The sequence below is a fragment of the Leptospira inadai serovar Lyme str. 10 genome (assembly GCF_000243675.2).
Classification (GTDB): domain Bacteria; phylum Spirochaetota; class Leptospiria; order Leptospirales; family Leptospiraceae; genus Leptospira_B; species Leptospira_B inadai.
Genome location: NZ_AHMM02000017.1, coordinates 79,881 through 105,242, shown reverse-complemented (window position 1 = coordinate 105,242; position 25,362 = coordinate 79,881). Strand labels below are relative to the sequence as shown.

23 protein-coding genes are annotated in these 25,362 nt (G+C 45.9%); 19 read left to right on the top strand and 4 right to left on the bottom strand.

The window, feature by feature from the left end; translation table 11 throughout:
• Nucleotides 1-12 precede the first annotated feature (12 nt).
• Nucleotides 13-621: a surface adhesion protein Lsa23 gene (lsa23, locus tag LEP1GSC047_RS09775; protein ID WP_010418676.1), complete on the bottom strand. Its 609-nt coding sequence runs from the start codon at nucleotides 619-621 to the stop codon at nucleotides 13-15.
• A gap of 103 nt (nucleotides 622-724) precedes the next feature.
• Here lsa23 and LEP1GSC047_RS09770 point away from each other — a divergent pair, with 103 nt between their 5' ends.
• Nucleotides 725-2,689, top strand: coding sequence for a M3 family metallopeptidase (locus tag LEP1GSC047_RS09770; RefSeq protein WP_052580693.1), 1,965 nt, complete (start codon nucleotides 725-727; stop codon nucleotides 2,687-2,689).
• An 84-nt stretch (nucleotides 2,690-2,773) separates the two neighbouring features.
• On the opposite strand, the gene LEP1GSC047_RS09765 is transcribed toward LEP1GSC047_RS09770, so the two are convergent.
• Both LEP1GSC047_RS09765 and LEP1GSC047_RS09760 read right to left on the bottom strand, forming a co-directional pair.
• On the bottom strand, nucleotides 2,774-3,010 hold the full coding sequence (locus LEP1GSC047_RS09765; protein WP_020988715.1) for a hypothetical protein: 237 nt from the start codon (nucleotides 3,008-3,010) through the stop codon (nucleotides 2,774-2,776).
• Between the two features lie 160 nt (nucleotides 3,011-3,170).
• Nucleotides 3,171-3,824 (bottom strand): glutathione S-transferase family protein, encoded by a 654-nt coding sequence (locus LEP1GSC047_RS09760; RefSeq protein ID WP_039934787.1) that lies wholly within the window; start codon nucleotides 3,822-3,824, stop codon nucleotides 3,171-3,173.
• Nucleotides 3,825-3,990: 166 nt separating this feature from the next.
• On the opposite strand from LEP1GSC047_RS09760, the gene LEP1GSC047_RS09755 reads away from it, so the two are divergent.
• The 5 genes from LEP1GSC047_RS09755 (at nucleotide 3,991) to LEP1GSC047_RS09735 (ending at nucleotide 10,353) form a co-directional block, all read left to right on the top strand.
• Nucleotides 3,991-4,773, top strand: a complete 783-nt coding sequence (locus LEP1GSC047_RS09755; RefSeq protein ID WP_010418687.1) for an SDR family NAD(P)-dependent oxidoreductase — start codon at nucleotides 3,991-3,993, stop codon at nucleotides 4,771-4,773.
• A gap of 22 nt (nucleotides 4,774-4,795) precedes the next feature.
• Complete coding sequence (locus LEP1GSC047_RS09750) at nucleotides 4,796-5,995, top strand: sterol desaturase family protein (RefSeq protein ID WP_010418690.1); 1,200 nt, start codon at nucleotides 4,796-4,798, stop codon at nucleotides 5,993-5,995.
• 167 nt (nucleotides 5,996-6,162) lie between these two features.
• Nucleotides 6,163-7,344 carry an acyl-CoA dehydrogenase family protein gene (locus LEP1GSC047_RS09745; protein WP_010418692.1) on the top strand — a complete coding sequence of 394 codons (1,182 nt, stop codon included), beginning with the start codon at nucleotides 6,163-6,165 and terminating at the stop codon, nucleotides 7,342-7,344.
• Between the two features lie 95 nt (nucleotides 7,345-7,439).
• On the top strand, nucleotides 7,440-9,587 hold the full coding sequence (locus LEP1GSC047_RS09740) for a 7TM diverse intracellular signaling domain-containing protein (protein ID WP_010418694.1): 2,148 nt from the start codon (nucleotides 7,440-7,442) through the stop codon (nucleotides 9,585-9,587).
• Nucleotides 9,588-9,705: 118 nt separating this feature from the next.
• Nucleotides 9,706-10,353, top strand: a complete 648-nt coding sequence (locus LEP1GSC047_RS09735; protein ID WP_010418697.1) for an START domain-containing protein — start codon at nucleotides 9,706-9,708, stop codon at nucleotides 10,351-10,353.
• A gap of 9 nt (nucleotides 10,354-10,362) precedes the next feature.
• Here the strand turns inward: LEP1GSC047_RS09735 and LEP1GSC047_RS09730 are convergent, their stop codons facing one another.
• On the bottom strand, nucleotides 10,363-11,289 hold the full coding sequence (locus tag LEP1GSC047_RS09730) for an LIC_11366 family protein (protein ID WP_010418700.1): 927 nt from the start codon (nucleotides 11,287-11,289) through the stop codon (nucleotides 10,363-10,365).
• 65 nt (nucleotides 11,290-11,354) lie between these two features.
• Here LEP1GSC047_RS09730 and asd point away from each other — a divergent pair, with 65 nt between their 5' ends.
• The 13 genes from asd (at nucleotide 11,355) to whiG (ending at nucleotide 25,359) form a co-directional block, all read left to right on the top strand.
• On the top strand, nucleotides 11,355-13,577 hold the full coding sequence (asd, locus tag LEP1GSC047_RS09725; RefSeq protein WP_010418703.1) for an archaetidylserine decarboxylase: 2,223 nt from the start codon (nucleotides 11,355-11,357) through the stop codon (nucleotides 13,575-13,577).
• Nucleotides 13,578-13,582: 5 nt separating this feature from the next.
• On the top strand, nucleotides 13,583-13,903 hold the full coding sequence (locus LEP1GSC047_RS09720; RefSeq protein WP_020988720.1) for a DUF971 domain-containing protein: 321 nt from the start codon (nucleotides 13,583-13,585) through the stop codon (nucleotides 13,901-13,903).
• 577 nt (nucleotides 13,904-14,480) lie between these two features.
• On the top strand, nucleotides 14,481-15,551 hold the full coding sequence (fliN, locus tag LEP1GSC047_RS09715) for a flagellar motor switch protein FliN (protein ID WP_020988779.1): 1,071 nt from the start codon (nucleotides 14,481-14,483) through the stop codon (nucleotides 15,549-15,551).
• Nucleotides 15,548-16,333, top strand: coding sequence for a FliO/MopB family protein (locus LEP1GSC047_RS09710; RefSeq protein WP_010418714.1), 786 nt, complete (start codon nucleotides 15,548-15,550; stop codon nucleotides 16,331-16,333). The genes fliN and LEP1GSC047_RS09710 overlap by 4 nt, the downstream gene beginning before the upstream one ends.
• A gap of 77 nt (nucleotides 16,334-16,410) precedes the next feature.
• Nucleotides 16,411-17,187, top strand: a complete 777-nt coding sequence (fliP, locus tag LEP1GSC047_RS09705; protein ID WP_010418717.1) for a flagellar type III secretion system pore protein FliP — start codon at nucleotides 16,411-16,413, stop codon at nucleotides 17,185-17,187.
• Complete coding sequence (fliQ, locus tag LEP1GSC047_RS09700; RefSeq protein WP_010418722.1) at nucleotides 17,184-17,447, top strand: flagellar biosynthesis protein FliQ; 264 nt, start codon at nucleotides 17,184-17,186, stop codon at nucleotides 17,445-17,447. Before fliP ends, fliQ begins: the two co-directional genes overlap by 4 nt.
• A 9-nt stretch (nucleotides 17,448-17,456) precedes the next feature.
• Nucleotides 17,457-18,239: a flagellar biosynthetic protein FliR gene (gene fliR, locus LEP1GSC047_RS09695; RefSeq protein ID WP_010418724.1), complete on the top strand. Its 783-nt coding sequence runs from the start codon at nucleotides 17,457-17,459 to the stop codon at nucleotides 18,237-18,239.
• A complete protein-coding gene (gene flhB / locus LEP1GSC047_RS09690; RefSeq protein ID WP_020988640.1) occupies nucleotides 18,236-19,426 on the top strand; it encodes a flagellar biosynthesis protein FlhB in 1,191 nt (396 codons plus the stop codon). The genes fliR and flhB overlap by 4 nt, the downstream gene beginning before the upstream one ends.
• 17 nt (nucleotides 19,427-19,443) lie before the next feature.
• A complete protein-coding gene (locus tag LEP1GSC047_RS09685) occupies nucleotides 19,444-21,561 on the top strand; it encodes a flagellar biosynthesis protein FlhA (RefSeq protein WP_010418730.1) in 2,118 nt (705 codons plus the stop codon).
• A 38-nt stretch (nucleotides 21,562-21,599) separates the two neighbouring features.
• Complete coding sequence (flhF, locus tag LEP1GSC047_RS09680) at nucleotides 21,600-22,877, top strand: flagellar biosynthesis GTPase FlhF (protein ID WP_010418732.1); 1,278 nt, start codon at nucleotides 21,600-21,602, stop codon at nucleotides 22,875-22,877.
• Between the two features lie 39 nt (nucleotides 22,878-22,916).
• Nucleotides 22,917-23,825, top strand: coding sequence for a MinD/ParA family protein (locus tag LEP1GSC047_RS09675; protein ID WP_010418736.1), 909 nt, complete (start codon nucleotides 22,917-22,919; stop codon nucleotides 23,823-23,825).
• Nucleotides 23,822-24,310: a hypothetical protein gene (locus LEP1GSC047_RS09670; protein WP_010418738.1), complete on the top strand. Its 489-nt coding sequence runs from the start codon at nucleotides 23,822-23,824 to the stop codon at nucleotides 24,308-24,310. Before LEP1GSC047_RS09675 ends, LEP1GSC047_RS09670 begins: the two co-directional genes overlap by 4 nt.
• 248 nt (nucleotides 24,311-24,558) lie before the next feature.
• Nucleotides 24,559-25,359, top strand: coding sequence for an RNA polymerase sigma factor WhiG (gene whiG / locus LEP1GSC047_RS09665; RefSeq protein WP_010418741.1), 801 nt, complete (start codon nucleotides 24,559-24,561; stop codon nucleotides 25,357-25,359).
• Nucleotides 25,360-25,362: the final 3 nt, after the last annotated feature.

Genomic DNA, 25,362 nt, shown 5'->3' with positions numbered 1-25,362 from the left:
GAAAAGGCTTTTTCACAACCTTCCTTTGAAATAGCTTTCCAGTAATTCCCTGGATCCGTACCTGAGTTCTCCTCCGAGAATTTCCATTTTCGGAAGATCGGGATTCGTGTCCTTTTCTCCGAACATATGGTTCCAAGTATTTACGAACAGAACCGGTCGTAAATTTCGAAATTCCATTTGAGTCGGTTTTAGAATGGAATCATAATGTTCGACCGGGTCCTGCAAAAAGATCTGGTCCGAGGAATAAACGTTGGTCAGATCGATTTCCGAAAGGTTTCCTTCCGGATTCAATTTTACTCGAATCGATTCTATATCGGCAGTGCGTCCATATTTGAATCTTCTATAAATTCTGTAGAAGAAGTCCTTCATGAGATTCGGATGAATCTCATCCTGAAATACATACGTAATTCGTAATTCGACTCCCGACGGTGTAATTTCACTTTTGCAATACGTTGTGAGCAGTCCGTTTCCGGCCAAGATATCCTTTTCCGGTTGAATCAAGACTGGTAGATTTTCACCGTTACAAGGACCGTCCGCATGCGGAAACTTCGGCAGAATAGTACCCGAACATTCGAGTAGCAATCCTATACACAATAAAATAAGAATGCTCGGATTGTTCATAATGCGGGCTCTCGACGGAATTGGAATCGATAGCATGAGCTTTGTCAAGATTATACCGCAAAAAAGGATGCGGCTTTTCGAGGTTTTAAGGATTCTGTTCTTAATGGACAAAACTCTTCCTTTTCGCGAATTTCCGAACCTGCCTTTGGAAAAACTAAAAGATTCGATACGTGCGAGAATTTCCTCGTCTAAAGAACTCTTATCACGATTATTAGTTCAAGATTCTCCTACTTACGATTCCTTAATAAGACCGTTAAACGATTCTCTTCAGGACCTTCATTTGGATTTTACGGCATTGTCTCATTTAAATAGCGTTAAGAATAGCGAGGAGTCTAAGAGAAATTATACGGAGATTCTACCCGAAATAACCGAATTTTATTCCGATCTCGGTCAGAACGAGAGACTCTTTCACGCGTACAATACGATTTTGGATCGCGAGAAAGAATCCTTGAACCAGCCGCAAAGGAAGGTCCTAGAAGACGGGATACTACAGTTTAAATTAGGCGGAGTGGGACTTCCGCCTGAACGGAAGAAGCGTCTACAGGAGATCCAACTTCGCCTTTCGGATCTGGACAATCAATTTTCGCAGAATCTTCTGGATGCTACGAACGCCTATGAAATGAGAATCGAATTGGAGGAAGACGTAAAAGAAATCCCGGAAGCGGATAAAGCCTTATACAGGAATTCGGACGGGTCATACTCGTTTACGCTTCAGTTTCCCAGCTATATTTCGTATATGACGTACGGTACGAATCGAAATAAGCGGGAAGAATTATATAAAGCTTACGTTACCAAAGCCCCTCAGAACGGAAAACTAATCCAGGAAATTTTAGAGTTGAGGGACGAAGAGGCTTTATTGCTGGGTTATTCCAACTTTGCCGAGCTTTCTTTGGCGACAAAGGTCGCGGATTCGCCTAAGACTGTGTTGAATTTTTTGGAAGACTTAGGAAGGAAGGCGAAACCGTTTGCGGAAAAAGAATTTAAAGAATTATCGGAATTTGCAAAGACGCTAGGCATCGACGATCTGCAGGCTTTCGATACTGCCTACGTGTCGGAGAAATTAAAGAAGCAGTCGTATGATTTCGACGAAGAGGAAACCAGACCTTACTTCGAAAAAAATTCGGTCGTGAAAGGTGCGTTCGAATTCTTTAGAAAACTATTCGGTTTTGAATTGATAAAAACCGACGCGCCGACCTGGGATTCGAAAGTGGAAGTCTATCAACTCAAAAGCGGATCTCAAATGCGAGCGCAGCTCTACCTGGATCTTGAATCCAGAAAGGATAAGCAGAGCGGCGCCTGGATGAATAACTGGGCTTCCCGGAATAGATCACCGCAGGGCATAGTGTTGCCTAGCGCATTCGTAGTTTGTAATTTTCCTCCCTCGAAGGATGGATCTCCTTCCTTATTAAAGCATAGCGATGTTGTGACTCTATTCCACGAGATGGGCCACACCTTGCACCATATTTGTACGAAGGTGGAAGAACCGCCCGTGAGCGGAATCAACGGAGTCGAATGGGATGCTGTGGAATTTCCTTCGCAATTTTTGGAGAATTTCGCGTTCGAACCGCAGGTTCTACAATTCTTCGCGTTTCATTATCAGACCAGGAAGCCGATGCCGCAAGTCCTGATCCATAAATTGAAAGCGACTAAAAATTTTTTGGCGGGGTTAGGAGTCTTGCGTCAGCTAGAATTCGGAATTTTTGATATGCGAATTCATATCGGAAAACATACGGAAAGCGAAGTGCAGAAAATACTCGACGAAGTACGTAAAGAGGTCGGAATTTTGCAACCGCCTTCCTATAATAAATTCCAAAACGGATTCTCGCATATCTTTTCGGGAGGCTATGCCGCAGGTTATTATAGTTATAAGTGGGCGGAGCTTCTGGCCGCCGACGCATTCTTTGCCTTCTTGGAGAAAGGAATCTTCGATACGCCGCTCGCGGAGAGTTATAAAAATAATATTCTGGAAAAGGGCGGATCCGAAAACGCCATGAACTTATTCCGAAAATTCCTGGGTCGAGATCCTAGGCCCGAGGCCCTGCTACGGCTATACGATTTAGTCGCCTAAAGCGGATACCCGACCGGCGATCCGGATTTTTAGAGGACTAGAGTCTCTCGAGGAAAGATAATTTCGGTCGCGATACTCGGGAATTCAGGAAAGGTTCTTGCGGAAATTCTGAAGTAACTGTTCGGTTCCCGACAGCAGGAGCTCGATCTGATCCGAATCGATATTATAAACGACGCTGGTTTTTAAAGAGTCCTTAAAGGCACTCGCGTCGATTTTTTTTTGGTCATAGCTGTCCTTAAGGAAGTTATACCAACCCGCGAGGATTACTTTCAGATGAGGAAGTTCTTTGATTGGGACGGAAATGACTTTCTCTGTTTCCATAAGGCCACTCGAAGGTTAATTTCAGAACGGCGCGAGTCAACCAGATTTTTTGAAATCGAATACAACTTGAATTTTATACGAATTCAAATCCGAAATTTTGAAAATCGGATCGCGCTGCACAATAAATTACGGGCGACCTGTAATTTGCGAGAGAGTTCCCTTATTTTCTACTTCTACGTAAAGCTTTCATAATCGTTGCCCTTGCTTTTTCCACTTTTGCGGGCCCGGGAAGAGAATTCATCATCTCTAAATAAGCCTGCAAACCGGGTAATTCTTCTATCGGGCAGGGGGAAATCCATTCGCTTAGATTATCGATGACAAGGGGAAGAGTGGCGAAAGCGGCACAGTCCGCCGCAGTAAATTCGGATCCCGCGATAAAAGGCGAGAATTTAACGACTCTTGCTAAAGCCGATGTCGCTCTCTTCAACGATATTCGCACCTCCTCGATCGTTTCGGCTGGAACGGATTCTCGCTGTAAGCCGGGAGTATACACTCTTCTTGCGGGGGTATCGATATAATTTTCTATAATCGAAATTATGGATCTTACTAAAGCGGCTTCCAACGGATCGTTCGGAAAGAGTCGCTTCGTATTCGGGAAACTAGCCTCTACGAATTCGATGATCACCTGGGATTCGAAAAGATAATGTCCTTCGATTTCAATATACGGGATCTTTCCCATCGGACTTCTCTTCAGAAATTCTTCGTCCTGGGAATAGGGGGTACGTATCTCTTCGAACTCGATGTTCTTTTCCAACAAAAAGAGCTTCACCTTATTGGAGTAATTGCTGATAGGATATCCGTATAAACGTGTCATAGGGTATCGGATCCTTTCGGGAGAAATCGGGTCGTAAAGCTTTTTTCTTCGGTTGGCCGGGCCAACTAATTCGTACCTAGGATTTTTATTCTTTCCCCGCTTTCTAATTTCGAATAGTATTGCCCTCACACCTGGAATTGTCAGGCGGCTAAGGAGAGCTTATTCGATGAAAAAAACGGCCATAATAACCGGAGCAAGTACCGGGATCGGTTATGAAATAGCGAAATTGGCGGCGTCCGACGGATACGATTTGATACTCGTAGCAAGAAATGCGAAAGCGTTGGCGAAAGTGAAAAAAGAAACGGAATCTTTGGGCGCGAAAACGGATTTTCTTGCTCTCGATTTATCCGATCCTAAAAGTCCGAAGAAGGTCTACGATTTTGCGAAAAAGAAAAAAGCGATAGTCGACCTACTCGTAAACAATGCCGGATTCGGCACGAACGGTCGCTTCGATACATTAGATTTAAATCATGAATTATCTATGATCCAAGTGAACGTGACATCGCTCGTCGCGCTGACTCATTTGTTTTTGAAGGATATGGTCGATAGGCACTCCGGAAAAATCCTAAATGTGGCCTCGACTGCCGCCTTCCAACCGGGTCCGTTGATGGCGAACTACTACGCGAGTAAGGCATATGTACTTTTTTTCTCGGAAGGAATTTCCGAAGAATTAAAGAAACTAGGAGTCACGGTAACCTGTCTTTGTCCCGGACCGACGAGTACCGAATTCTTTAAGAGAGCCGAAATGGACGGTTCTGCACTTTTTAATAGTCCTATGGTTCCGAAAGCGACTCCGCATGACGTCGCAAAATTGGGATACGAGGCGGTAAAGAGCGGGCGGGCCGTCGTTATTTCAGGTTTTGCTAATAAAGTTTTGGCACAATCCGTTAGGATTACTCCTCGGTTTTTAATTCGAAAAATTGCGAAGATTTTCAATACGGTAGGATAGTTTAAGTTTCGCGAGGTTGATCATGGGAGAATCGATTATAGACTTAGCGGTTCCGTTCTTTTTGATTCTTATATTGGCCGAAGCTTATATCGGAAGAAAGCGGAACGTTTATCGGTGGAATGATACGATCACCGATTTAGGCACCGGCATTCTCTTTTCTCTTACGGGAGTTTTTGTGACTACGGGCTCGCTCTGGATCTACGAACAAGTCCGGGCTCATTTTTCGGTTCAGCATCTTTGGGGTTTTTCGGAGCTTCCTGTGGGACCTCCTATTCTTCGAGAGGTTGACGGCTGGAAATTTCGATGGGCGGAAACGTTATCCTGGTTGTCGATTCTCTTGGCGGTTGATTTTATCTACTACTGGTTTCATCGAGCGACTCACGAAGTTCATTTTCTTTGGGCTTGTCATGTAACCCATCATTCCAGCGAGGAATTCAATCTATCGGTAGCTTTGAGACAATCCAGCTTTCAAAGAATTTTCGAATATGCCTTTAATCTTCCGCTAGCGATAGCGGGAGTTCCCTGGTGGGCGCTTTTACTCTGTCAGGGGATTCTCAAGATCTATCAATTTTGGGTTCATACTCGCCTGATCGGAAAGCTTGGTTGGATAGAGAGAATCTTTCTCACACCTTCGCATCATAGGGTTCATCACGGAAGAGATCCGCAATACTTGGATAAAAATCACGGAGGAATACTCATCCTTTGGGATAAATGGTTCGGAACGTATGCGGAAGAAACGTCCGAGCCGGTGTACGGCTTGACTACACAATTAGGGACCTTCAATCCTTTAACCGCGAATTTGCATGTTTATCGAGATTTATGGAATTTGATTCGGCTTGCTCAAAACTGGAAAGATAAGTTTCTACTTCTGATTCAAAAACCGGATTGGAGACCTTCGTTGTTGGGGGGAACTAAGGAGATTCCTTTAGTAAGCCGGGAGCGACTGCAAGTTTACGATCCGCGGATTTCATCGGGACAAAAAATATATGCGATCGTTCAATTTATTATTTTGGCGGCGATTACTTTGTTTGCGTTGCGTTTTTTTAAAAAAGGAATTCTGGATGTTGAAATTTTCCTGCTTGCCTCGCTTTGGATTATTTTCTCCTTCTTCTCCTTAGGAATTCTATTGGAAGGAAGAACGAAAGCGATCCTATGGGAATCCCTTCGATTTGCAAGTCTTCCGATTCTTGTCGGTTACGTGATAGTCAAGTCCGGTTTTTGATTTTCGGTCTTTGTTCGTATATAAAACTAAATGCGCAGTTCTCCTATCAATCGACCTTACCGGTTTATTTTTGAATCGCAACGGCTTGCTATCTAGATAGGGAAGGAGAAAACTAGGCCAAGCATGGGGAAAAACCCGTAGCGAAACAGCCGAAGGAGAAACAGCTCTTGCAATCAGCCCTACAATTCGATCTTCCGGAAGAACTCTTACAATTACGTGATTTAGCCCGCGACGTCGTACGAAAGGAAGTCGTCCCTAATCGAATGCACTACGACGAAAATAACGAATACCCGAAACCCATTCTACAGAAATTTAAGGAAGCAGGATTGTATCAGGCTCTCTTCGACGAGGAACATGGCGGATTAGGCTATGGCATGATGGGTGGAATCATCCTGGCCGAGGAGGTTTCTTGGGGATGCCTAGGCGTAAATACGGCGTTTACATCCACGAAACTAGGCGCGTTGCCGATCGATGTCGGAGGAACGAAAGCTCAAAAAGACAAATGGCTACCTCTACTAGCATCCGGCGAGAAGACGGCAGCCTTCGGGTTGTCGGAACCGAATGCGGGATCCGATGTCCCATCCATGACGACTGTTGCCGTTAAGAAAGGGGATCGATATATTCTGAACGGAACCAAACAATGGATTAGCAGCGCAGGACAGGCGGACATCTATACCGTTTTTGCGATGACGGACAAGGACCGTGGACCGAGAGGAATTTCCTGCTTTATCATCGAAAAAGGAACAAAGGGTTTTTCTTTCGGGAAGAAAGAAGATAAGCTGGGAATTCGTTGCTCCGAAACTAGACAATTGATTATGGAAGACTGCGAAATTCCGGAGGAAAGCCTTCTAGGTGGAAAGGAAAACCAAGGGTTTTTACACGCATTTAAGACTCTGATTCTATCTCGTCCCGCCGTCGCCGCTGGTGCTGTCGGGGTCATGCAAGGCGCGTTCGACGCGGCTATCGATTACGCTCGTCAACGGGAACAATTCGGTACGACGATTTCATCCTTTCAGGCGATTCAACATATGCTCGCGGATATGGCGATCAAGATAGAAGGATCTCGTTTACTGACTTATAAAGCGGGAGTTTATGCGGAGTCGATGCATAAGGATGCCGCGAAGTTTTCCGCGATGGCAAAATGTTATGCGTCGGATTCCGCCGTGCAAGTCGCTTCCGACGCCGTTCAGATTTTCGGAGGATACGGATATACCAAGGAATATCCGGTAGAAAAGTATTATCGCGACGCGAAGATTCTCCAAATTTATGAAGGAACCAGCCAAATCCAAAGAAATGAAATTGCGGCGGGTTTGATCAAGGACGCAGCGTCGAAAACTAAAAAAGGGTAAACTCCGATTTTGACTTGATGCCGATCGGCATCGAGTCAAACTTCTCCCTTCAATTACGAATTTAGGGAGAAAGAGTGGGCATTCTTGAAAGTACAATGGAAATTGGAAAACGCTCCATCCTTTTTAGAAGCTTAGTATTCCTACTGTCTTTCCATGCCCTCCCGGTTTTAGCCTTCGACACTTCCAAAATTCCGTCGAACGGGATCCCGCTCAGTAGCCATTCGGAAGTTTGGGAAGATACGAGTCGTTCGACTCCATACCCTCAAGTATTAGAGATTGCTGAATTTCAACCGATTTCTTCCCCCTCCTTCGGTTATAGTTCGTCCACGTATTGGTTTTCGATTCCTGTCGAGAACTCGAGTAACGAAACTCTTTCCTGGATTTTAGAAATTCAATACGCTTATCTGGATAAAATCGAAGTGTACCAAGCTTCGGGGAACTCGCAGCCGATTTATCGTGCAGGAGATTCTCTTTCTTTCAAAGAGAGGCCGATTTTCTACCGGTTTCCAAGTTTTCCTTTCGAAATTCCCGCTCATTCCAAGGATCGAATACTGATTCGGATCGAAACGACTAGCGCGGTAAATTTTGCGGCCTTTGCGTATAAGCGTCAGGATTTTTTTTCCAAAGTGAATTCGGAACAAATTCTGCAAGGCTTATATTTCGGTGCGATCCTGGTTATGGTTCTATATAATCTTTTTCTTTTTCTTTCGACAAAGGAAAAGATTTACTTCGCATTTTCCGCCTATGTAGCCGCCGGCATTTTTGTCCAATGGGTTCTATACGGCTATGCTTCGCAATTTTTTTGGCCCGGCGCTACGACTTGGGCGAGCCGCTGCATCACATCGTTTACTTTTTTGTCGGTCGCAACCGCCGCCGATTTTATTCGAACTTACTTCGATACGAAGAGACGTCATCCCAGATTCAATATTCTGATTTTAGGAATCGTTTATTCTTCCGCCTTTTTGGCGTTAGCTGGATATTTCTTACCGGTTCGAGTCGGGTTGGCCTTATATTTTCCGATCGCTTTTTTGGGATTGATTTGTCTCTTTTCCGTGGGGTTTCAAAATTTATCCAGAAATTTGAGATATGCTTCCTTTTTTCTCGGAGCTTGGTTTGCACTGATCATCGGAACATTCCTATACTTGTTGAAGTTTTCCGGAATACTTCCTCATACGATCGGAATCGCAAATTGGGGAGTTGAAATAGGATCGGTATTCCACGTGTTACTCATCGCGATGTCCCTCGCGGATCGCGTCAACGAGCTTTCCATAAATTTAACGAATAAAGTCGGAGACCTAAACGATGCCAAGCACGCGATAGAGCAATCCGAAATGCGCTTCCGAAATTTATTCGAAGGCGCGGAAGAACTTTTACTTACTTTAGATCAAGAGGGAAAGATACAAGACGCCAATCGAACCCTATCGAGATTGACCGGACATCGTCCCGCCGAAGTCAAGGGAAAGAGCTTATTGGATTTAATCTATTCTCCGGAAGGTCCGGAGGGTTCCTTGAACCTATTCCTGGCAAAGGAAAAACTAGAAGAGCATCTCAAACTCAGAAAGACTGTCGAGTTTCATTCCGAGTTCAGCCAAAAATACGTTATGGAACCTAAACCGGTCAAGATTCGATTACAGTCGTTCGATGCCGAAGGGAAACGGATGGTTTTAGGAAAGGTTTCCGAAATCTCCGAAGATATTCTTTCTAGATTTTTGCAAAGTGAAAGCATGAATTTTACCGTGAACAATTATCTTAGAAACGCGGATATCTTGAGTCGCCAATTAACTTCCAATTTGACTCAATTCGTGGGATCCGAAGTCGTAACGGCGGTTCGCATATGTCTAAGGGAAGTCCTGATCAATGCGATCGAGCACGGAAATCTAGGCATCAGCTTTGACGAGAAGACGGACGCGATGAAATCCGGCAATTACATGGAGTTCATCCAAAAAAGACAGAAAGAAGTGTTCTACGGCGCTAGATCCGTAAAAGTCGCGTATTCGTTAAATTCGAAGCGAATCGGATTCGAAATTTATGACGAAGGGGACGGATTCGACTTTAAGAAAATCCTGAATTTGGACGGCGAAAAACTGAACGAGCAAAGTTATACTCATGGTCGCGGGATTATGATGACCCGGAAAGTGTTCGATGTGGTTAAATTCAACGATAAAGGCAATAAAGTGCTTTTGATCAAATACTTGCAAAAACCCTTAAAATACAAGCGGGAACCTTCCTCCTTCGATATATAAAAGGTTCCCGTTAATTTTCAACGATCCGAGAAAATCGAACGCTCGCTTACGTTCGAAAAGGTATTGACGGTTTTCTTTTTCGAGTAAGAATCCAACTCCGATCGATGGGGCGGTGTTTATGTTTCATAAAATCATTCTTTTACTATTTATTTCCTTTTTTCCGTTTCAAGTTTTCGCATGGGATTTGGCCAAGGAAAAGAACGGAGTGACCGTTCACACACGGAATGTGGAAGGTTCCGAACTAAAGGAGTTTCGGGGAAAGACGAAAGTCAAAGCGAGTTTGAATTCCTTGCTCGCTCTGCTGGACGACAATCCTTCTTATACGACTTGGTTGAAAGATTGCAAGAAGTCGGAAGCTATAAAAATTCTGAACCCGAAAGAGAGATATATTTATATTTTAAACGGGGTTCCCTGGCCCTTGGACGATCGCGATTTTATAGTTCATTCCACCTTCTCCTTCGACAAAGCAACCGGTGCAGTAACGTATACTCTGAGGCCCGCTAATAATTCTATCGTACCGGAAAAAAAAGGAATCGTCCGAGGTAAAATCAAAGGCTATTGGAAATTCGTTCCGAAGGGAGAGGAAGTCGAGGTTACCTATCAGGTTCATAGCGAACCGGGAGGCAGTATCCCTTCCTCGATCGCTAATTTTGTCGTAGTCGATATCCCGTACGAAACGTTACGCAAAATGAAGGATAAATTGGAGGAACCCAAATATAAAAACGCTCCCCCGTTTCATCTACTCTCGGAATCGGCGGCTCACTAATCGGGAATCTTAAAGTCGATAATTGACTCCGAAGAATATTCCGCCGTAGGCCGACTGCATATCTAATTTGCGGGAATATTGTTGAGAGAGTAGAATATTCGTTTGATTTGCGGATTCGGTTAAGGGAGTGACCCGTCCGTCTTGTCGAATATAAATGCTGGAAGAACTTCCGTTGAAGGAACCGTCAAAAGACGCGATGTTAATCCAGGACAGAAATACGCCGGCGCTCAAGGATATATGATTCGTGACAGGAGTGGATAGGGAACCTTCTAAGCGAAACTCGATACCGGTGCCGCTTAAGTTTCCGTCTTGCTGAAAGTATTCCTTTCCGTTGGTCGCATAGCCTCTCGAAATCCATAGGGCCTTGGTGTATCCGCCGCCGAATCCGGCCTCCCAATTGAGCCACCTGTTCACGCGCCCGTCTTGCCAAACCATCGCTAAAAAATATAAGCTTTCCATTCCGAAGTTTAAACGAGTGTAAAAGGGATCGCCGGTAATATTCGTGAGTCCGAAATTTCTAAAGTAATGAAACCCGCCCAGCACACCTACCTTGAAATTACCCGCGAATCTGGTTCGGATCAGAACCTCGCCTTGAGTCATCGTGCGATCGTTTCTTTCCCTAGTTTCGGAAGGAACCCGCGGGTCTAACGTCGAAGAAAAACCGTTCAGGTTATGATCGAATCGATTTTGTCCTCTCATTCCCGCGCCGAATCTTGCCCCGAATTCCCAGTTTCCTTCGGGTGGCGCCTGCCTTTCCTCAGGGAGTTCTTTGAATTTTGGAATCGCAGCGTCCTCGCCGTACAGCAGAGTGGGGAGCAATAAGAAACCGACCAAGAGAAAATAGAAACCGCGTGAGGTTGAATTAGATTGCATTTCCGATTTAAAAAGGAGTGGTGATTTGGTTCTATTCGGGAAATCCTTGCAGGAACCCGGCATACTGGCACCGTTTTCCCGGGGTCTCGATTCTAAAAGTCTTTATTTGCAAGGAAACGTAAACTGGGATGCTAGCTACAAAACTATTTCCTTTTTTGGATTTGGACCTTCTCAAACCGTATTTTTACTTCCTTCTGTTTATAGGGTTGTACCTCACAATACGATTAAGGTTCCCTCAAATTCGCTTCTTATTTTTGGCAGTGAAAATTTTTTCCGGAAATATGGATTACAAAGGCTCTCGTGGAAGATTAATACATTCCCAGGCATTCTTTGCCGGAACGGGTTCTTCCTTACTTCCGGGCGCGGTTTTGGGATCGGGTCTCGCACTAATTTTGGCCGGCCCCGGTGTCCTGCTCTGGATTTGGATTTCTAGTTTTTTAATCATGCCGCTGCGATTCGTTTCTTCCACACTAGCGATACGCTTTCGGATCAAATTGGAAAGCGGCCGATACTTGTCCGGCCCGATGTATTTTATCGAAAAAGCTCTTCGCGCGAGATGGTTAGCAATCGCGTTTTCTCTAGCAGGGTTGTTGACGGTTCTTTCGATGGGCGGAGCCATCCCGATGTTGGGAGTTTCGTTTATTGCGCAGCAAGGTTTTGATATCCAGGGGATGACCGTCCCCGTGCTTATTTCCATCATCGTCGTCTTTGTCGTTTTGGGAGGAATCCGAAGAATCGGAAGAGTAGCGGGTTATCTCGCGCCTGTCGGATTACTCCTTTTTTTTGCGGGCTTTTTCCTACTTTTCGGGAGTCAACTGACTAGCTTCTATTCTTTTCTTGAAGTGGTGGCGAAGGACGCCACGAGTCCGATCACTTTGTTATTAGGCGGAGGATTTTCGATAGCTCGGATTTTTAGTACGGGAACCGGAATGTTCTTCCTCTCTACGGAGACCGGAATCGGTAAGAGTGCCGGAGTTGCCGGTGTCGTGCGCACCGATCACGCGGCAAAACAAGGTCTCGTTAGCATGCTGGCTACTTTCTTCGAAGGCTTTATCGTCGCTACCTTAGTCATTTATGCGTTGTATTCCTTCGGAGTAAGAGACCTGGAAGGTGTTCTTTCTTTTCTGAGAATTTTAGTTAATGGGCCGACGGATTTGGCTCACATCGCATTCTTTGCATCCTTTCTAATGTTCGCCGTGGTTGCCATTGCCGGCTGGTTTTACACGGGCGAACAAAATGCCCGGTATATTTTTGGAGAAAAGTTCGCCAACGCCTATAGAATTCTATTTATCGTTTCGATTTTAGGATCCGCGTACGGTTACTTAAAATTCGGAGAGGAGGTCCTGCTTCAGATCTTCGGAATCGGGTTTTCTCTGGCGTTAGTGACGGCAGTCCCCGTGTTAATCAGTCTAGTACTACTCGTTAAGGTGGCACAGACCGAGTTAAGAAAATTGATCGAGGGCGGTGCGCATTACGAAATTTTCAAAGACTTCTATTTGCTACTTCTTTCAATCCTCCCAAAAAATTTAGTGTCCCTACTTTTCGGTTTATTAGCGGCACTGCGTCTCCCTCGTTATATCATGATTCCGATTTTAAAGGCGTTTGCAAAGGCATATAAGATTAATTTGGACGAGGCCGAATTAGGAATTCGGGAATACAATTCCTTGAATCAATTCTTCACCCGTGCGCTGAAAGCCGGAGCGCGTATAATCGATTCGGATGAGAATGCTCTCGTCTCACCCGTAGACGCGAAGGTCACGGGGTTCGGAGACATTCACGAGCAAGTAATCCTTCAAGCAAAAGGTGTGGATTACAATCTGAAAGAGTTATTAGGCGGAGAAAAATATTTATCGCGATTTCAAAACGGAAAATACATAACATTTTATCTCTCTCCGCAGGATTACCATAGGATTCATTCCCCGGCATATGGGAGAATTTTAGGATATTATTATGAACCGGGAAAATTATTTCCTGTCAACGAGTTGGCGGTTTTCGGTATTCGCGGCCTTTTTCCTAAGAACGAAAGATTAATCACCTTTCTGCAAACGGAATACGGATTAGTAGCCGTCATAAAGGTCGGGGCATCCAATGTCGGCAGGATTCGAGTAACGTATGATAAGAAAATCGTAACGAACACTTTGATCCGGACTCCAAAGGAAGAGGAATACAAGGACGTTTCGATCATGATAGATAAGGGAGCCGAATTGGGGAGATTCGAAATGGGCTCCACAGTCATTCTGATACTAGAGCGGGATACATTCGATTTTTCCGATATTCCGGTGAATGAAAAGATCACTTACGGAACCACTGTCGGGCATTTCCGAAAAAAACTCCTGCAGTTGCCTAGGTGACGCTTTTGGCTCTGAGTTTAAAAGCAACCACGCCCGATACGATAGAATTCGACGAGGATTCGTTATATATCGGGTGGAAAGACGGAGTTCTTTCGAAATATTCCTTACTGGATCTTCGTAAACGTTGTCCCTGCGTGGTCTGTAGAGGAGGGCATGGAGGAAAAGTCGGTGCGGCGACCGGAACGATCCGGGAAGCAAAGCTACTTTCATTTTCCAAAGTCGGTCGATACGCTATCAATCTGGTTTGGGGAGATTATCATAATACCGGAATTTACAGTTTCGACTCTTTGCGGTTACTCTGGGAAGGGCAGGAGGCAGAAGACTGAGGCCAGAAGACAGTAGCTGCTCGAAGTCTGAAAAGTATCAGAGGTAGAGGACCGATCTACTCTAACACAAGAATCTTTCTCTATAGCATGGAAACTCCGTTTATCAATGTTCTGTCCTCTGGGTGGGAGCTCCTACTAAATTCATTTTGGAAAAGTTCTTGTCATGGGAATCATTTTGTGGTACGGGAATTTTTCCACCGCTTCGCTCCGGCCCCCACCCAAAGGGCGGGGAATTTTAAGTAAATTCTACTCTCAGATTCATTGCACCTAATACCTAAACTCTGACCACTTTTAATCGACATGTCCGGCGTTCTCTGGCCGAGAAATTTCGCCGCGAGAAACTGCCGCCTTTCCAAACCTCGAGCAGCTTCTGTCTAGCGTGCGCGAAGCGAACGCGTCTGTCCTCAGTCCTCCGTCCTCTGATTCCGACCTTTTTTCCTTGTTTTTGCGAATAGCGAGATTAAAATTCGATGAGGCAGGCTCAAAACGCCCCGTTTTTTGGCGCAAGAGAAAAAAGGGGTCGACAAAATTCTTTTTATTATGTCTCCTTATCCAAAATTCATAGAGAGTCCTTAATATGGGTGAAGGGTCCCTTTCCCAAGAAGAAATAGACGCGCTATTAGCCGGCGCCAATGAAACATTCGATCCAGGAAGCATGGCTGCTACCGGAGGTTCGAAGGAAGTTGCGGGTTTATCGCCTGTCGACAGGGATCTCCTATCGGATTTTCTTTCCCAGTGTTTTCAGACTGCGGGCAACACGTTAGGCGCAATTCTATCGAAAACCTCCAGCTTTATGAATCCTACCACGGAAGCCAAGACTCGGAAAGACGTAGAAGCCGAGTTAAAAGCGAATACGCTGATTTTATATTCAACGTATTCGGGCGGCTTAAACGGTCGGGTCGTATTTGCGATGGGCGCTGATAATGCCGCTCGCATCGCGAATATGATGATGGGCGGTTTCGATTCGGGGGGCTTGGACGAGGGGCAGCTACAGACTCTTAAGGATAGTTTGACTCCTATTATGGGAGCGCTCCAGTCTCAGATCGCTGCCAAGACCGGCGGCGGGGTGAATGGGTCTCCGGCCGAAACGAGGCATGTAACTTCCCCGGCAGCACTTGTTTTACCGGAAGGTGACCCGATCGTTAGGACGTTCTTCAATCTCGCGATCGAAGGCCTTCCTTCCTTTCGGGTCCAATTCCTACTCTCCCTATCAATGGCCAGCGATATTCTATCCTTGTCTAAGCGATCCGGAGGCGGAGGCGGGGATTTTGGCGGAGGCGGCTTTCAGGGCGGAATGGGAGGCGGTGGCGGCGGGGCCCAGGTAGGAATGCGTTCCGTGTCCTTCCCGAATTTGGCCACTGCGAGCGGGGCTCAGGGAGCTCCTAACTTAAATCTTCTCATGGACGTTCAGATGTCCGTGACCGTTGAGCTGGGAAGGACGAAGATGTACATAAAAGACATCTTGGGATTGGGTGAGGGCTCGATTATAGAATTAGATAAGCTTGCCGGTGAACCCGTGGATTTACTCGTAAACGGAAAGTTGATTGCCAAAGGGGAAGTAGTCGTCATCGACGAAAACTTCGGTGTGCGTGTCACGGACATTGTCAGTCCGGCGGATAGGATCAAGCCGGAATCAGGAGGCGGATGAACGGAAGGATTCTTTTTTACAAATTTCCTCTTCTCCGCTTCGGCTCCCTCGTTTTTGCGATCGGAGTCTTTTGCGTTTTATCGGGGTCGTTTAACATTCATGCTCAGACGACCGATCGGGAGGCGATGGATGAACTCCTAAAGAAAGAACTAAAAGGAGACGCGCCTAAATCCGATGCCGCCGAAACTTCGGAAAAGAAGTCCGCAGAAACGGGAAAGGAAACAGGGACCTCGCCGGCAGTCAATCCGGTGGAGGAACGGTACAAACCGGTCTCGGATGGGCCTGGTCTAGGCGGCATTCTATTTAGAATCGTATTGGTTCTGGGAATCTTATGCGGTGGCGTATACTGGATTTTAAAAACGATAGCGGCATCCCGTGATGCAAAATTGCCCGTACGGGACGAGATGAATTTACTAAGCAGTCTCTTATTAGGGCCGAATAAGCAACTGCAGATAGTGGAAGTAACGGGGCAGATTTTCGTATTAGGTGTCGCCGATAGTGGAATCAGTTTGATTTCGGAAATAACGGATCCCGAAACAAAATCCCGACTAAAACGAATGAAGGATGAGTTCCAGCCTCCGGAAGGCGGTTTCTTAGTTTCCGTCTTGTCTCAGTTGAAGGATCTGAACACCAAAATCAGCGGAACCTCTACAGCGGAGGAAACTCTACTAAAGCCGCAACCTGGAGCTAGGAAAGAAAAGCAGAAAAAGTTGAAACAAAAATTGGACGAGATCAAACGAGAGCGGAATAACCTGGAAAACGGGTTATTTGATGTGAATTAAGGTAGGCGAGTTTGGGTGGATCAATTGAAAATCAGGCGCGAACTTTGGTTTCCGCAATAAAGAGACATAAAAAGATTATGTGGGCGGTAGGAGCCCCTATCTTCGCAGTTGCGCTGCTATTTCTTTTTTCCGGTGGGGAACTATTCGCGCAATCCACCGCGCCGAGGATTCCCATCCCGAATCTAGGTATTAACGTGAACGAAGCAAAGGGTCCCAGAGAAACAAGCCTTTCTCTCATGATTCTTTTTCTAGTCACGATCCTCTCATTGGCTCCGGCTATCGTGATGTCTCTGACTTCCTTCACTAAGATCGTGATCGTACTGGACTTTGTTAGGCGAGCCCTCTCCATTCAAAATCTACCTCCTAACCAGGTGATGGTAGGCTTAGCCCTGTTCATGACCTTTTTTATCATGGCTCCCACTTTGAATATCGTCTATGAAAAGGCACTTACTCCGTACATGAACGGAAAGATCGATACGAACGAATTTTTCGATAAATCCATGGTTCCCATGCGAGAATTCATGATTCGTCAGATAGGTCCGAACGGCGCTAAGGACGTGGCTCTTTTTTTAAAGATCGGAAAGGTGGAAAAAGTGGAATCCTTTGACGATGTTCCGAGTTACGTTTTAATTCCCGCCTTTATGCTTTCCGAAATCAAAAAAGCTTTTTGGATCGGAATCATAATCTTCATTCCGTTTATCGTAGTGGATTTGGTGGTCGCTTCGGCGCTATTATCCATGGGTTTAAATATGCTTCCTCCGGTCATGGTGAGTCTTCCTTTTAAACTGATCTTATTCGTCTTAGTGGATGGTTGGAATCTAATCGTCTACGAGCTGGTAAGGAGTTATAAATGACCGAAGTCGATGCGATTACACTGATCCGAGACGCGCTGTTCGTCACATTAAAGCTTTCTTCGCCGATCCTTTTGACCGCGATGGTAGTGGGCTTGATCATCGGAATTCTGCAGACAACGACTTCCATCCAGGAACCGACGATCGCCTTTGTTCCCAAACTTCTCTCCATTTTCGTCGTAATCGTCATTTTTGCGGGATGGATGCTTCAAACGGCTACCGATTACACGAGAGATCTGTTTTTAATGATAGAGAAATTTTAGAGAAATTTAATGGAGTATTTCGTCGGTAATTTTCAAGTGTTTCTCCTGATTCTTGCTAGGATTGTGGGACTCTTGTCGGTTGCTCCCGTATTCTCATTCGTATCGATCACGTTTGCACAAAGAATTTCATTAGGTTTTCTGATAGCGGTAATCCTTTTTCCAGTATCGGCGGGTTTTGTCCCTCCGATTCCCGGAAACATGATGGATTACGGTTTGGTCGCGATCGGCGAGGTTCTGATCGGAATTTTAATGGGATTTTTAATAAGTCTCGTTTTTGCCTCGTTTCAGATGGCCGGAGAATTTTTCAACGTGCAGCTCGGTTTCGGCTACGCGGAGATTTTGGATCCGATTTCCCAGACGAGCCTTCCGGTTATCAGTACTCTAAAAAATATGCTCGGGATGCTGCTGTTTTTAACTTTAGGCGCCTATCGTTTCTTGTTCGAAAGTCTTGCGTATTCGTTCGAAAAAATTCAGATCCTAAAGCTCGTCCCCGAAATTCAAGACGGTTTGTATCGAGCAATGGAGGGTGCCGTCGGAGCGATGTTTCTCGTCGCGTTTAAGATCTCCCTTCCCGTTCTCGGCGTTCTCTTTCTTGTCACCGTTTCGGAGGCCTTAATGGGAAAAGCGGCGCCTCAATTAAATATTTTGCAACTGAGTTTTCCGATTAAGATCGCAATCGGCCTGATCGTGCTGATTTTGATCGTTCCCTTTATAGTTTCGCAAATGGATTCCGCATTTCAGCTTTCCTTCGAAAAAGTGAATCTTTTGCTCAGGGAATGGCCGACTTTATGAAATCCTTATGGATGCAGCTTATTTCCCGATTCTTTTCATGGAGATCCGAAAACGGAGGGATTTCCGAATTATCGTTTGCGGTCGAAAACTTTCGAATCGATCTGCAATTATTCGCCGCGGAGGACGAAGGTCGTACACAACCCGGTAGCGAGAGGCGGAGAAGAGAAGAACGGGAAAAAGGAAATGTCCCTAAGAGTTCCGAAGTTCCCTCTGCCATCGTTCTACTCGCGGGTGTGGTGCTCATGTACATTATGGGAGAATACTTTTTCATGAAGTCGTATTACCTACTTCGAAAGTATTTTTTCGGAATTAGATCGGCGGATTCGGTAAGCTTGGAAGCGGTTTCAACTCTTATGAATAACGCACTATGGGATATCACCCAATTACTTTTACCGTTAATGGGAATTACTGTCGTCGCGGCTATCGTAGGGAACGTGGTCCAGGTCGGATTCTTATTCGCGCCGAGGGCATTGGCGTTCAATTTCAGTCGGATTCGACCGAATTTCAAGAAGGTTCTTCCGAACCGACAAACCCTCTTCAACTTGGGAAAATCTTTGGCCAAGGTCGCAATCATAGGCTGGGTTTCCTACTTTATCATCGAGAAGGATTTCTTCCGGATTCTAATGCTAGGACATATGGGATTGGAAGAGTCGGTTTCTCTGATCACGTTTACTGCATTCAAAATATTTGTGGTGGTCGGGATTCTGTTATTGGCGATCAGCGTCGGGGATTATTTCTTCCAGCGATATGAATACGAAGAGTCGTTGAAAATGACTCCCTCCGAAGCCAAACGGGAAATGAAAGAACAGGACGGTGATCCGTCCTTACAGGCCCGTCGTCGTCAGATGGCCAGGGATACGATTAAGAAAAGTCGAATGCTTACCGAAGTTCCCAAGGCGGACGTCGTCATAACCAATCCGACCCATTTTGCCGTGGCCCTGGAATATAAGCCGTCCATTCATAAGGCTCCGATCGTGATCGCAAAAGGTGTCGACGATTTTGCTCTTCGGATCATTCGAGTCGCAAAATCAAACGGAGTCCCGACGGTCGAGGACCGTCCGATGGCCAGAACCCTGTACGACGAAGTGGAGATCGGACAGGAAGTTCCGGCTCGTTTCTATACCGCACTCAGCGTGATCTTTACAAAACTCGAATCCTTCAGGAAAGCGTTCCGTAACGCATCGTAGACGACTAGGAGAAACGTATGGAAAAGAAATGGTACATGCAGTCGGACTTTATCCTAGGCGCCGGCGCGGTCTCGATCGTCGCGATGTTAGTCGTGCCCTTGCCGGGAGTGATCCTGGATTTATTGATTTTGTTCAGCCTGGCAATCAGCCTTTTGATCGTATTGACCTCGCTTTCGATCAAGGAGCCTGCGGAATTTTCCGTTTTTCCCAGTCTTTTGTTGATTACTACGATTTATCGACTAGCGTTAAACGTATCGACTACGAGGCAGATTCTTTCCAAAGGACCTGCGGTAAATAGCGCCATTATAGACGCATTCGGTTCCTTTATAGTCGGAAGCGAATCCGGTTTGAGCAAATACGTCGTAGGATTCATCATCTTTCTTATATTAGTGATCGTGCAAGTATTGGTGATCACCAAGGGTGCGACCCGGATTTCGGAAGTCGCTGCCAGGTTCACGTTGGACGCCTTACCCGGAAAGCAGATGGCCATCGATATGGAGCTTTCTACCGGAAATATAAACGAAGAAGAAGCAAAGAAACGCAGAAAGAAGATCGAAGCCGAAGTGGATTTTTACGGTTCCATGGACGGTGCGAGTAAATTCGTCCAGGGAGACGTTCGAGCAGGGTTGATCATTACCGCGATCAATTTGATCGGCGGAGTCGTCATCGGAGCCAGCATTCGGGGAGAATCCTTCGTTTCCGCGATAGAGACCTACGGCAAATTCACCATCGGAGACGGATTGGTATCCCAGATTCCGGCGCTTTTAACGACGGTTGCCACCGGTATTATCGTAACCCGCTCCGGTTCCGAATCCGATTTGGCAAAGCAGTTCAAGACTCAGTTGTTCGCGAATTCGAAGGTTCTGTACGTCGTGGCCGCCTCGATGGGATTGGGCGCTTTTATTCCGGGACTGCCGTTCATACCGATGCTTTTGCTGTCGGGCGGACTCGCTTACCTGGCCTATTCGATGGAGCGGACTGTCCAGGAGCAACTGGACGTTTTGGAGAAGAAGGAGAAAGAATCCGTTTCGGATCGTAAACCTAGAGATTATTACGACGAACTCAGGATCGAACCGATCGAAATCGAATTCGGTTATCATTTGGTTCCCTTGGTCGATACATCGCAAGGCGGTACGCTCATGGATCAGATTTCCAATCTCCGGGCCAAGTTTGCGAGAGAAAGCGGCATTGTCATTCCACCGATTCGTATTTTAGATAATTTGGAAATTCCGCCGGATCAATTTACGATCAAGATCAACGGCGTGGAAGTCGGTTCGAGTACGATCAGACCCGATAAGCTTATGGCGATGCCTTCCGCGGAAAGCCAGGAGATTACCTCCATCGAGGGAGAAGCCTTCGTCGAGCCTGCCTATGGACGAACGGCAAAATGGATTTCCTCGGATACGAAAGGAGATGCCGAATCGAAAGGATTCATCGTCGTGGACGCTTCCACCGTCATCATCACGTACCTGCGAGAATTACTCGCGACCCACGCTTCAAGTTTATTGGGAAGAGAGGAAGTAAAAAAACTCCTGGATCATTATCGTTCCCAATATCCTACATTGGTTCAGGAATTGGAAGCCGACAAACCCGGAAATCTAGGAATGCTTCAGCAGGTCTTGCAGAATCTTCTCCGCGAAGGTTTGGGGATTCGCAATTTGGTTCCGATTTTGGAAACTATCGCGAACAAGATGCCCAAGTATCCGAATCCTTACGTTCTCACCGAATTCGTAAGACAGGCCATTTCGAATACGATCGTAAAGGACTATATGGTGGACGGGAAGTTGCAGGCCGTCGTTGTGGAAGGAAGAGTTCTAGATCGCCTGAACAAATCGTTGGCGCAGGATCGACTCGAAGGTAGGGACATTTTGGTTCTACCTCCCGAATTTCAGAGACGTCTTTTAGAATCGGTGGCGGAGATGAATCGGAAAATTCAGGAGAGCAGGGGCTTTCCCATTTACGTCGTGAATCGAGAGGTGCGGATGCCGTTTGCATATTTCCTAGCAAAGGAATTCCCTCCGCGAAATTTTGCGGTCCTCGCGCTGGAGGAAGTTCATTCTTCCGTACCCACGGTCATAGTGGGAGAATTGAGAGTTACTCAATCACAGGCAGCAGAGACAGTCGAGACGATTTAATAAAAGAATTATAGAAGCTTACTAAAAAGGGAGGATGTATGGATTTCGCAAAGATTAGAGGCAAAGACCTACAGGATTGCTTAATGCAGATGAAGATGAAGTATGGACCGGAAGCTCACGTTATCGAGCATCGAATCCTTACGGAAGGAGGAGTTTTCGGAACGGGACTCATGGCAAAGAAAGTCATCGAGATTCAAGTCGGAATTCCCGAAAAGGCAAGTTCTCGCGAAAAGGTGGAGAAGAAGCTTCAGGATTTAAAAGAACTCCTAAAACAGAAATCTAGTCAAACCGTCGAAAGACGAAAAAGCTTAGACGAAATTCCCTCCTGGGAAGAGCGTTCCCGCCGGACGATTCCGTCGGTTACCTCCTTGCCGGAGGAACTCGTATCCGAGGATCAGAATCGGGAGGAAAAACTCGGAATCTCATTTGCGCAAGAATTCGAATCGAGACCCAGAAACGTCAGAAAGTCCGAACCTGATTCCCATCTAGGCCGATTGAAGGACCGACTCATCCAAGAAGGAATGAGTACTCGGTATGCGGATGAAATTGCATCGGCTGTCGAGCAGCGTTTGTCGCCCTTGGATAGATCTAGGTCAGTTTCCGTTCAGGAAAAGGCGATCGAAGTCCTTTCCGAAAGAGTGCAGGCCGAGGCCGATATTTTCAAGGGTACCGGACGTGGTCAGAGAAAAGTGGTCTTTTTTGTCGGTCCGACCGGTAGCGGTAAAACCACCAGTATCGCAAAGCTGGCTGCCAAATATCATTTGCATATGGGAAAGGCCGTTTCTCTCTATACGACCGACAACTATCGGATTGCCGCAATCGAGCAACTAAAACGGTACGCCGATACCATGGAAATGCCATTTTATGCAGTAAAGGATCTAAAACGTTTCCAGGAGACTCTTGCTAGAGACGGTTCCGAATTGATTCTGATCGACACTGCAGGTTATAGCCACCGAAATATGGATCAGCTAGGTAAGATGCACGGTTATCTTTCGGCGTTCGGGGAAAAAGATAGCGTTGAAAATATCCTTGTATTATCGTCTACATCATCGTATCATCATTCCCGCTCGGTGATGAAGGCCTACGAACCTTTGGGTTTCCGCAGAATTTTATTAACCAAATTAGACGAAGCGGAATTTTTAGGTGGATTTCTGGAACTGGCCGATACATTAAATAAGGGTTTTACCCATCTAAGCGTCGGTCAGGAAGTGCCTTTTGATATGATCCCAGCGGATAAGCATCTACTTGCCGAGTGCGTGGTAAATCCGGAAAGAATCAAAGATATCAGAGGCGAAATCTTCTCCACGATCGGTTAAATCGATCCAGCGGGAAGAACGTTCGAAGAAGAGGTTAGGATGGACCAAGCGACCCAACTACGGAAATTAACCGAGGGTAATACGAGTCTTAAACTCGTTTCTTCAACCAAACCTATGACCAAAATTATTGCAATAGCTTCGGGAAAAGGCGGGGTCGGAAAAAGCACGATTTCCGTGAATCTCGCTATTTCGATGGCTAAGGCTGGACAGAGAGTTTTGGTTTTCGACGGGGACCTGGGTCTCGCAAACGTGAACGTTATTTTGGGGATTATTCCCAAATACAATTTATACCACGTTGTTAAGGGACATAAGAGTTTAAAAGATATCATCATCCAAGCCCCGGAAGGCGTGGATATCATTGCGGGTGCGAGCGGTTACTCTCAACTCGCGAACCTGAACGATACGCAAAGGAATAACTTAATCAAAGGTTTTGCCGATCTGGAATCCTATGATTATATGATCATCGATACCGGAGCCGGAATTAGTTCCAACGTAATCGGATTAACTCTGCCAGCGGACGACGTCATCGTGGTGACTACTCCGGAGCCGACCGCAATCACCGATTCTTACGGCTTGATTAAGGCGATCGTTTCTCAGAGTCGCGACAAAAACCTGAAAATGGTCGTAAATCGAGTTCGCTCCGCGATCGAAGGGAAGAAGGTGGCCGATCGGGTCATCGATATCTCGGGTCAATTCCTGGAAGTCAGGGTTGAAAATCTAGGTTTTATCTTTCAAGATGATGAAGTTGAGAAAAGTATCCGGGAACAAAAACCGTATATCATTCATTCACCAAAAAGCAAGGCGGCTGCCTGCCTCAATCGGATCACTTATTCCCTACTGAATCAAGAAATGGATTCGCAGGAAGATTCCGGAATCGGCGGTTTCTTTAAGAAATTCTTCAATTTCGTGGATGTCCGTGAGAAGCAGCAAAGCTTAGACGACAATTGAACCTTCAGATCGGCTTTCTAATTCTTTTTGCGTTTTTGGGCTTAGTGATCAGCGCAATTTGCGGATTCTTGGCGGGAAATTACGTCGGTCATATCCTTTTCATCACATTTCTTTCTACGGTCGGAATGGCCGTCTTCGGGTTTGGCGTATATACGGTTCTTGAGATGAAAGTTCCGGAGTTTTTGGAGCTATTGCGGAACCTCGGAGGCTCGTACGTGTCCGCCGAAAGCGGGGGTGCCAGAGAAGGAGGACATTCCGGACTTTATGGAGAGAGAATCGACAGCGACATGTCCGGGATAAACTTCGATTCCCCAGCCAGTCCGGATGAAATTCGGGCTACCGCTGCAGGAATTCCCCGTAAAAAAGCGGATAAATTCGGAGATCATATCATGGTCGAAAATATCGCCATTAAAAATGAACCGAAGCTTATGGCCGAAGCGATTCGAACCATGCTTGCAAAGGACGACGGTAGTTCGGAAAAATAAGATTGCCGAACGCAGCTTTTTAAGGATAAGCACCAAGGATTTTCCTCCGACTTTTTTCTGATTCTTCTTTTTTACACGAAACTCGGACGCATTTTATCCTAAGGTCGCATATTTTCCGTCTAATCGGTTCTCATTTACTAATGAGACAAAAAACTGCTTGATTTCCCCTTTTTTGCGACAAAAAATGCTATTGCAAATCGGTTTGGTCCACGACACTCTTAAACGAAGGACCTTCCCAGTCCGATGTTATGTCCAAACTTTTTGATAAATATAATAATACGGATGAGACGGAACTGTGGAAGTCCTATCGGGACACCAAAGACCAGAACATACGCAGTTATCTCGTAGAAAAATATTCCCCCTTGGTCAAGCACGTTGCGGGTCGCATCGCGATCGGGATGCCTCAGAACGTCGAGTTCGACGATTTGGTTTCCTATGGAGTCTTCGGACTTCTGGATGCAATCGAGAAGTTCGATCCCGATCGGCAGATTAAATTCAAAACCTATGCAATGACTCGGATACGCGGCTCTATCTTTGACGAGTTGCGTTCCATCGACTGGATTCCTCGTTCGATTCGCCAGAAGGCGAAACAGCTCGAGCAGATCATCGGGATGTTGGAAAATAAAGAGGGTGCTCATGTCGAAGATGAGGCCATTGCCAAGGAAATGGGTATTTCCGTAGAAGAGTTTAATACTCTTTTAACGAAAATCAGCGGTACCTCCCTGGTTTCGCTTAACGATATATGGTTTCTCGGCGATGAGAACGACGAAGTTTCCTTTATGGAAACTTTGGAATCTCCGATGAACATGAATCCGGATACGATTATCGAAAAGGAAGAAATCAAGAACGTAATCGTCGAAGCCATCAAAACTCTTCCCGATAAGGAAAAGAAAGTCATCGTTCTTTACTATTACGAAGATCTAACATTGAAAGAGATCGGAGAAGTCCTGGAAGTTACCGAATCAAGAATTTCGCAGTTGCATACTCGCGCGGTCGCAAGACTCAGAAGTAAACTGGGAAAAGTGAAATCGGTCATAACTAAGAAGTAAATT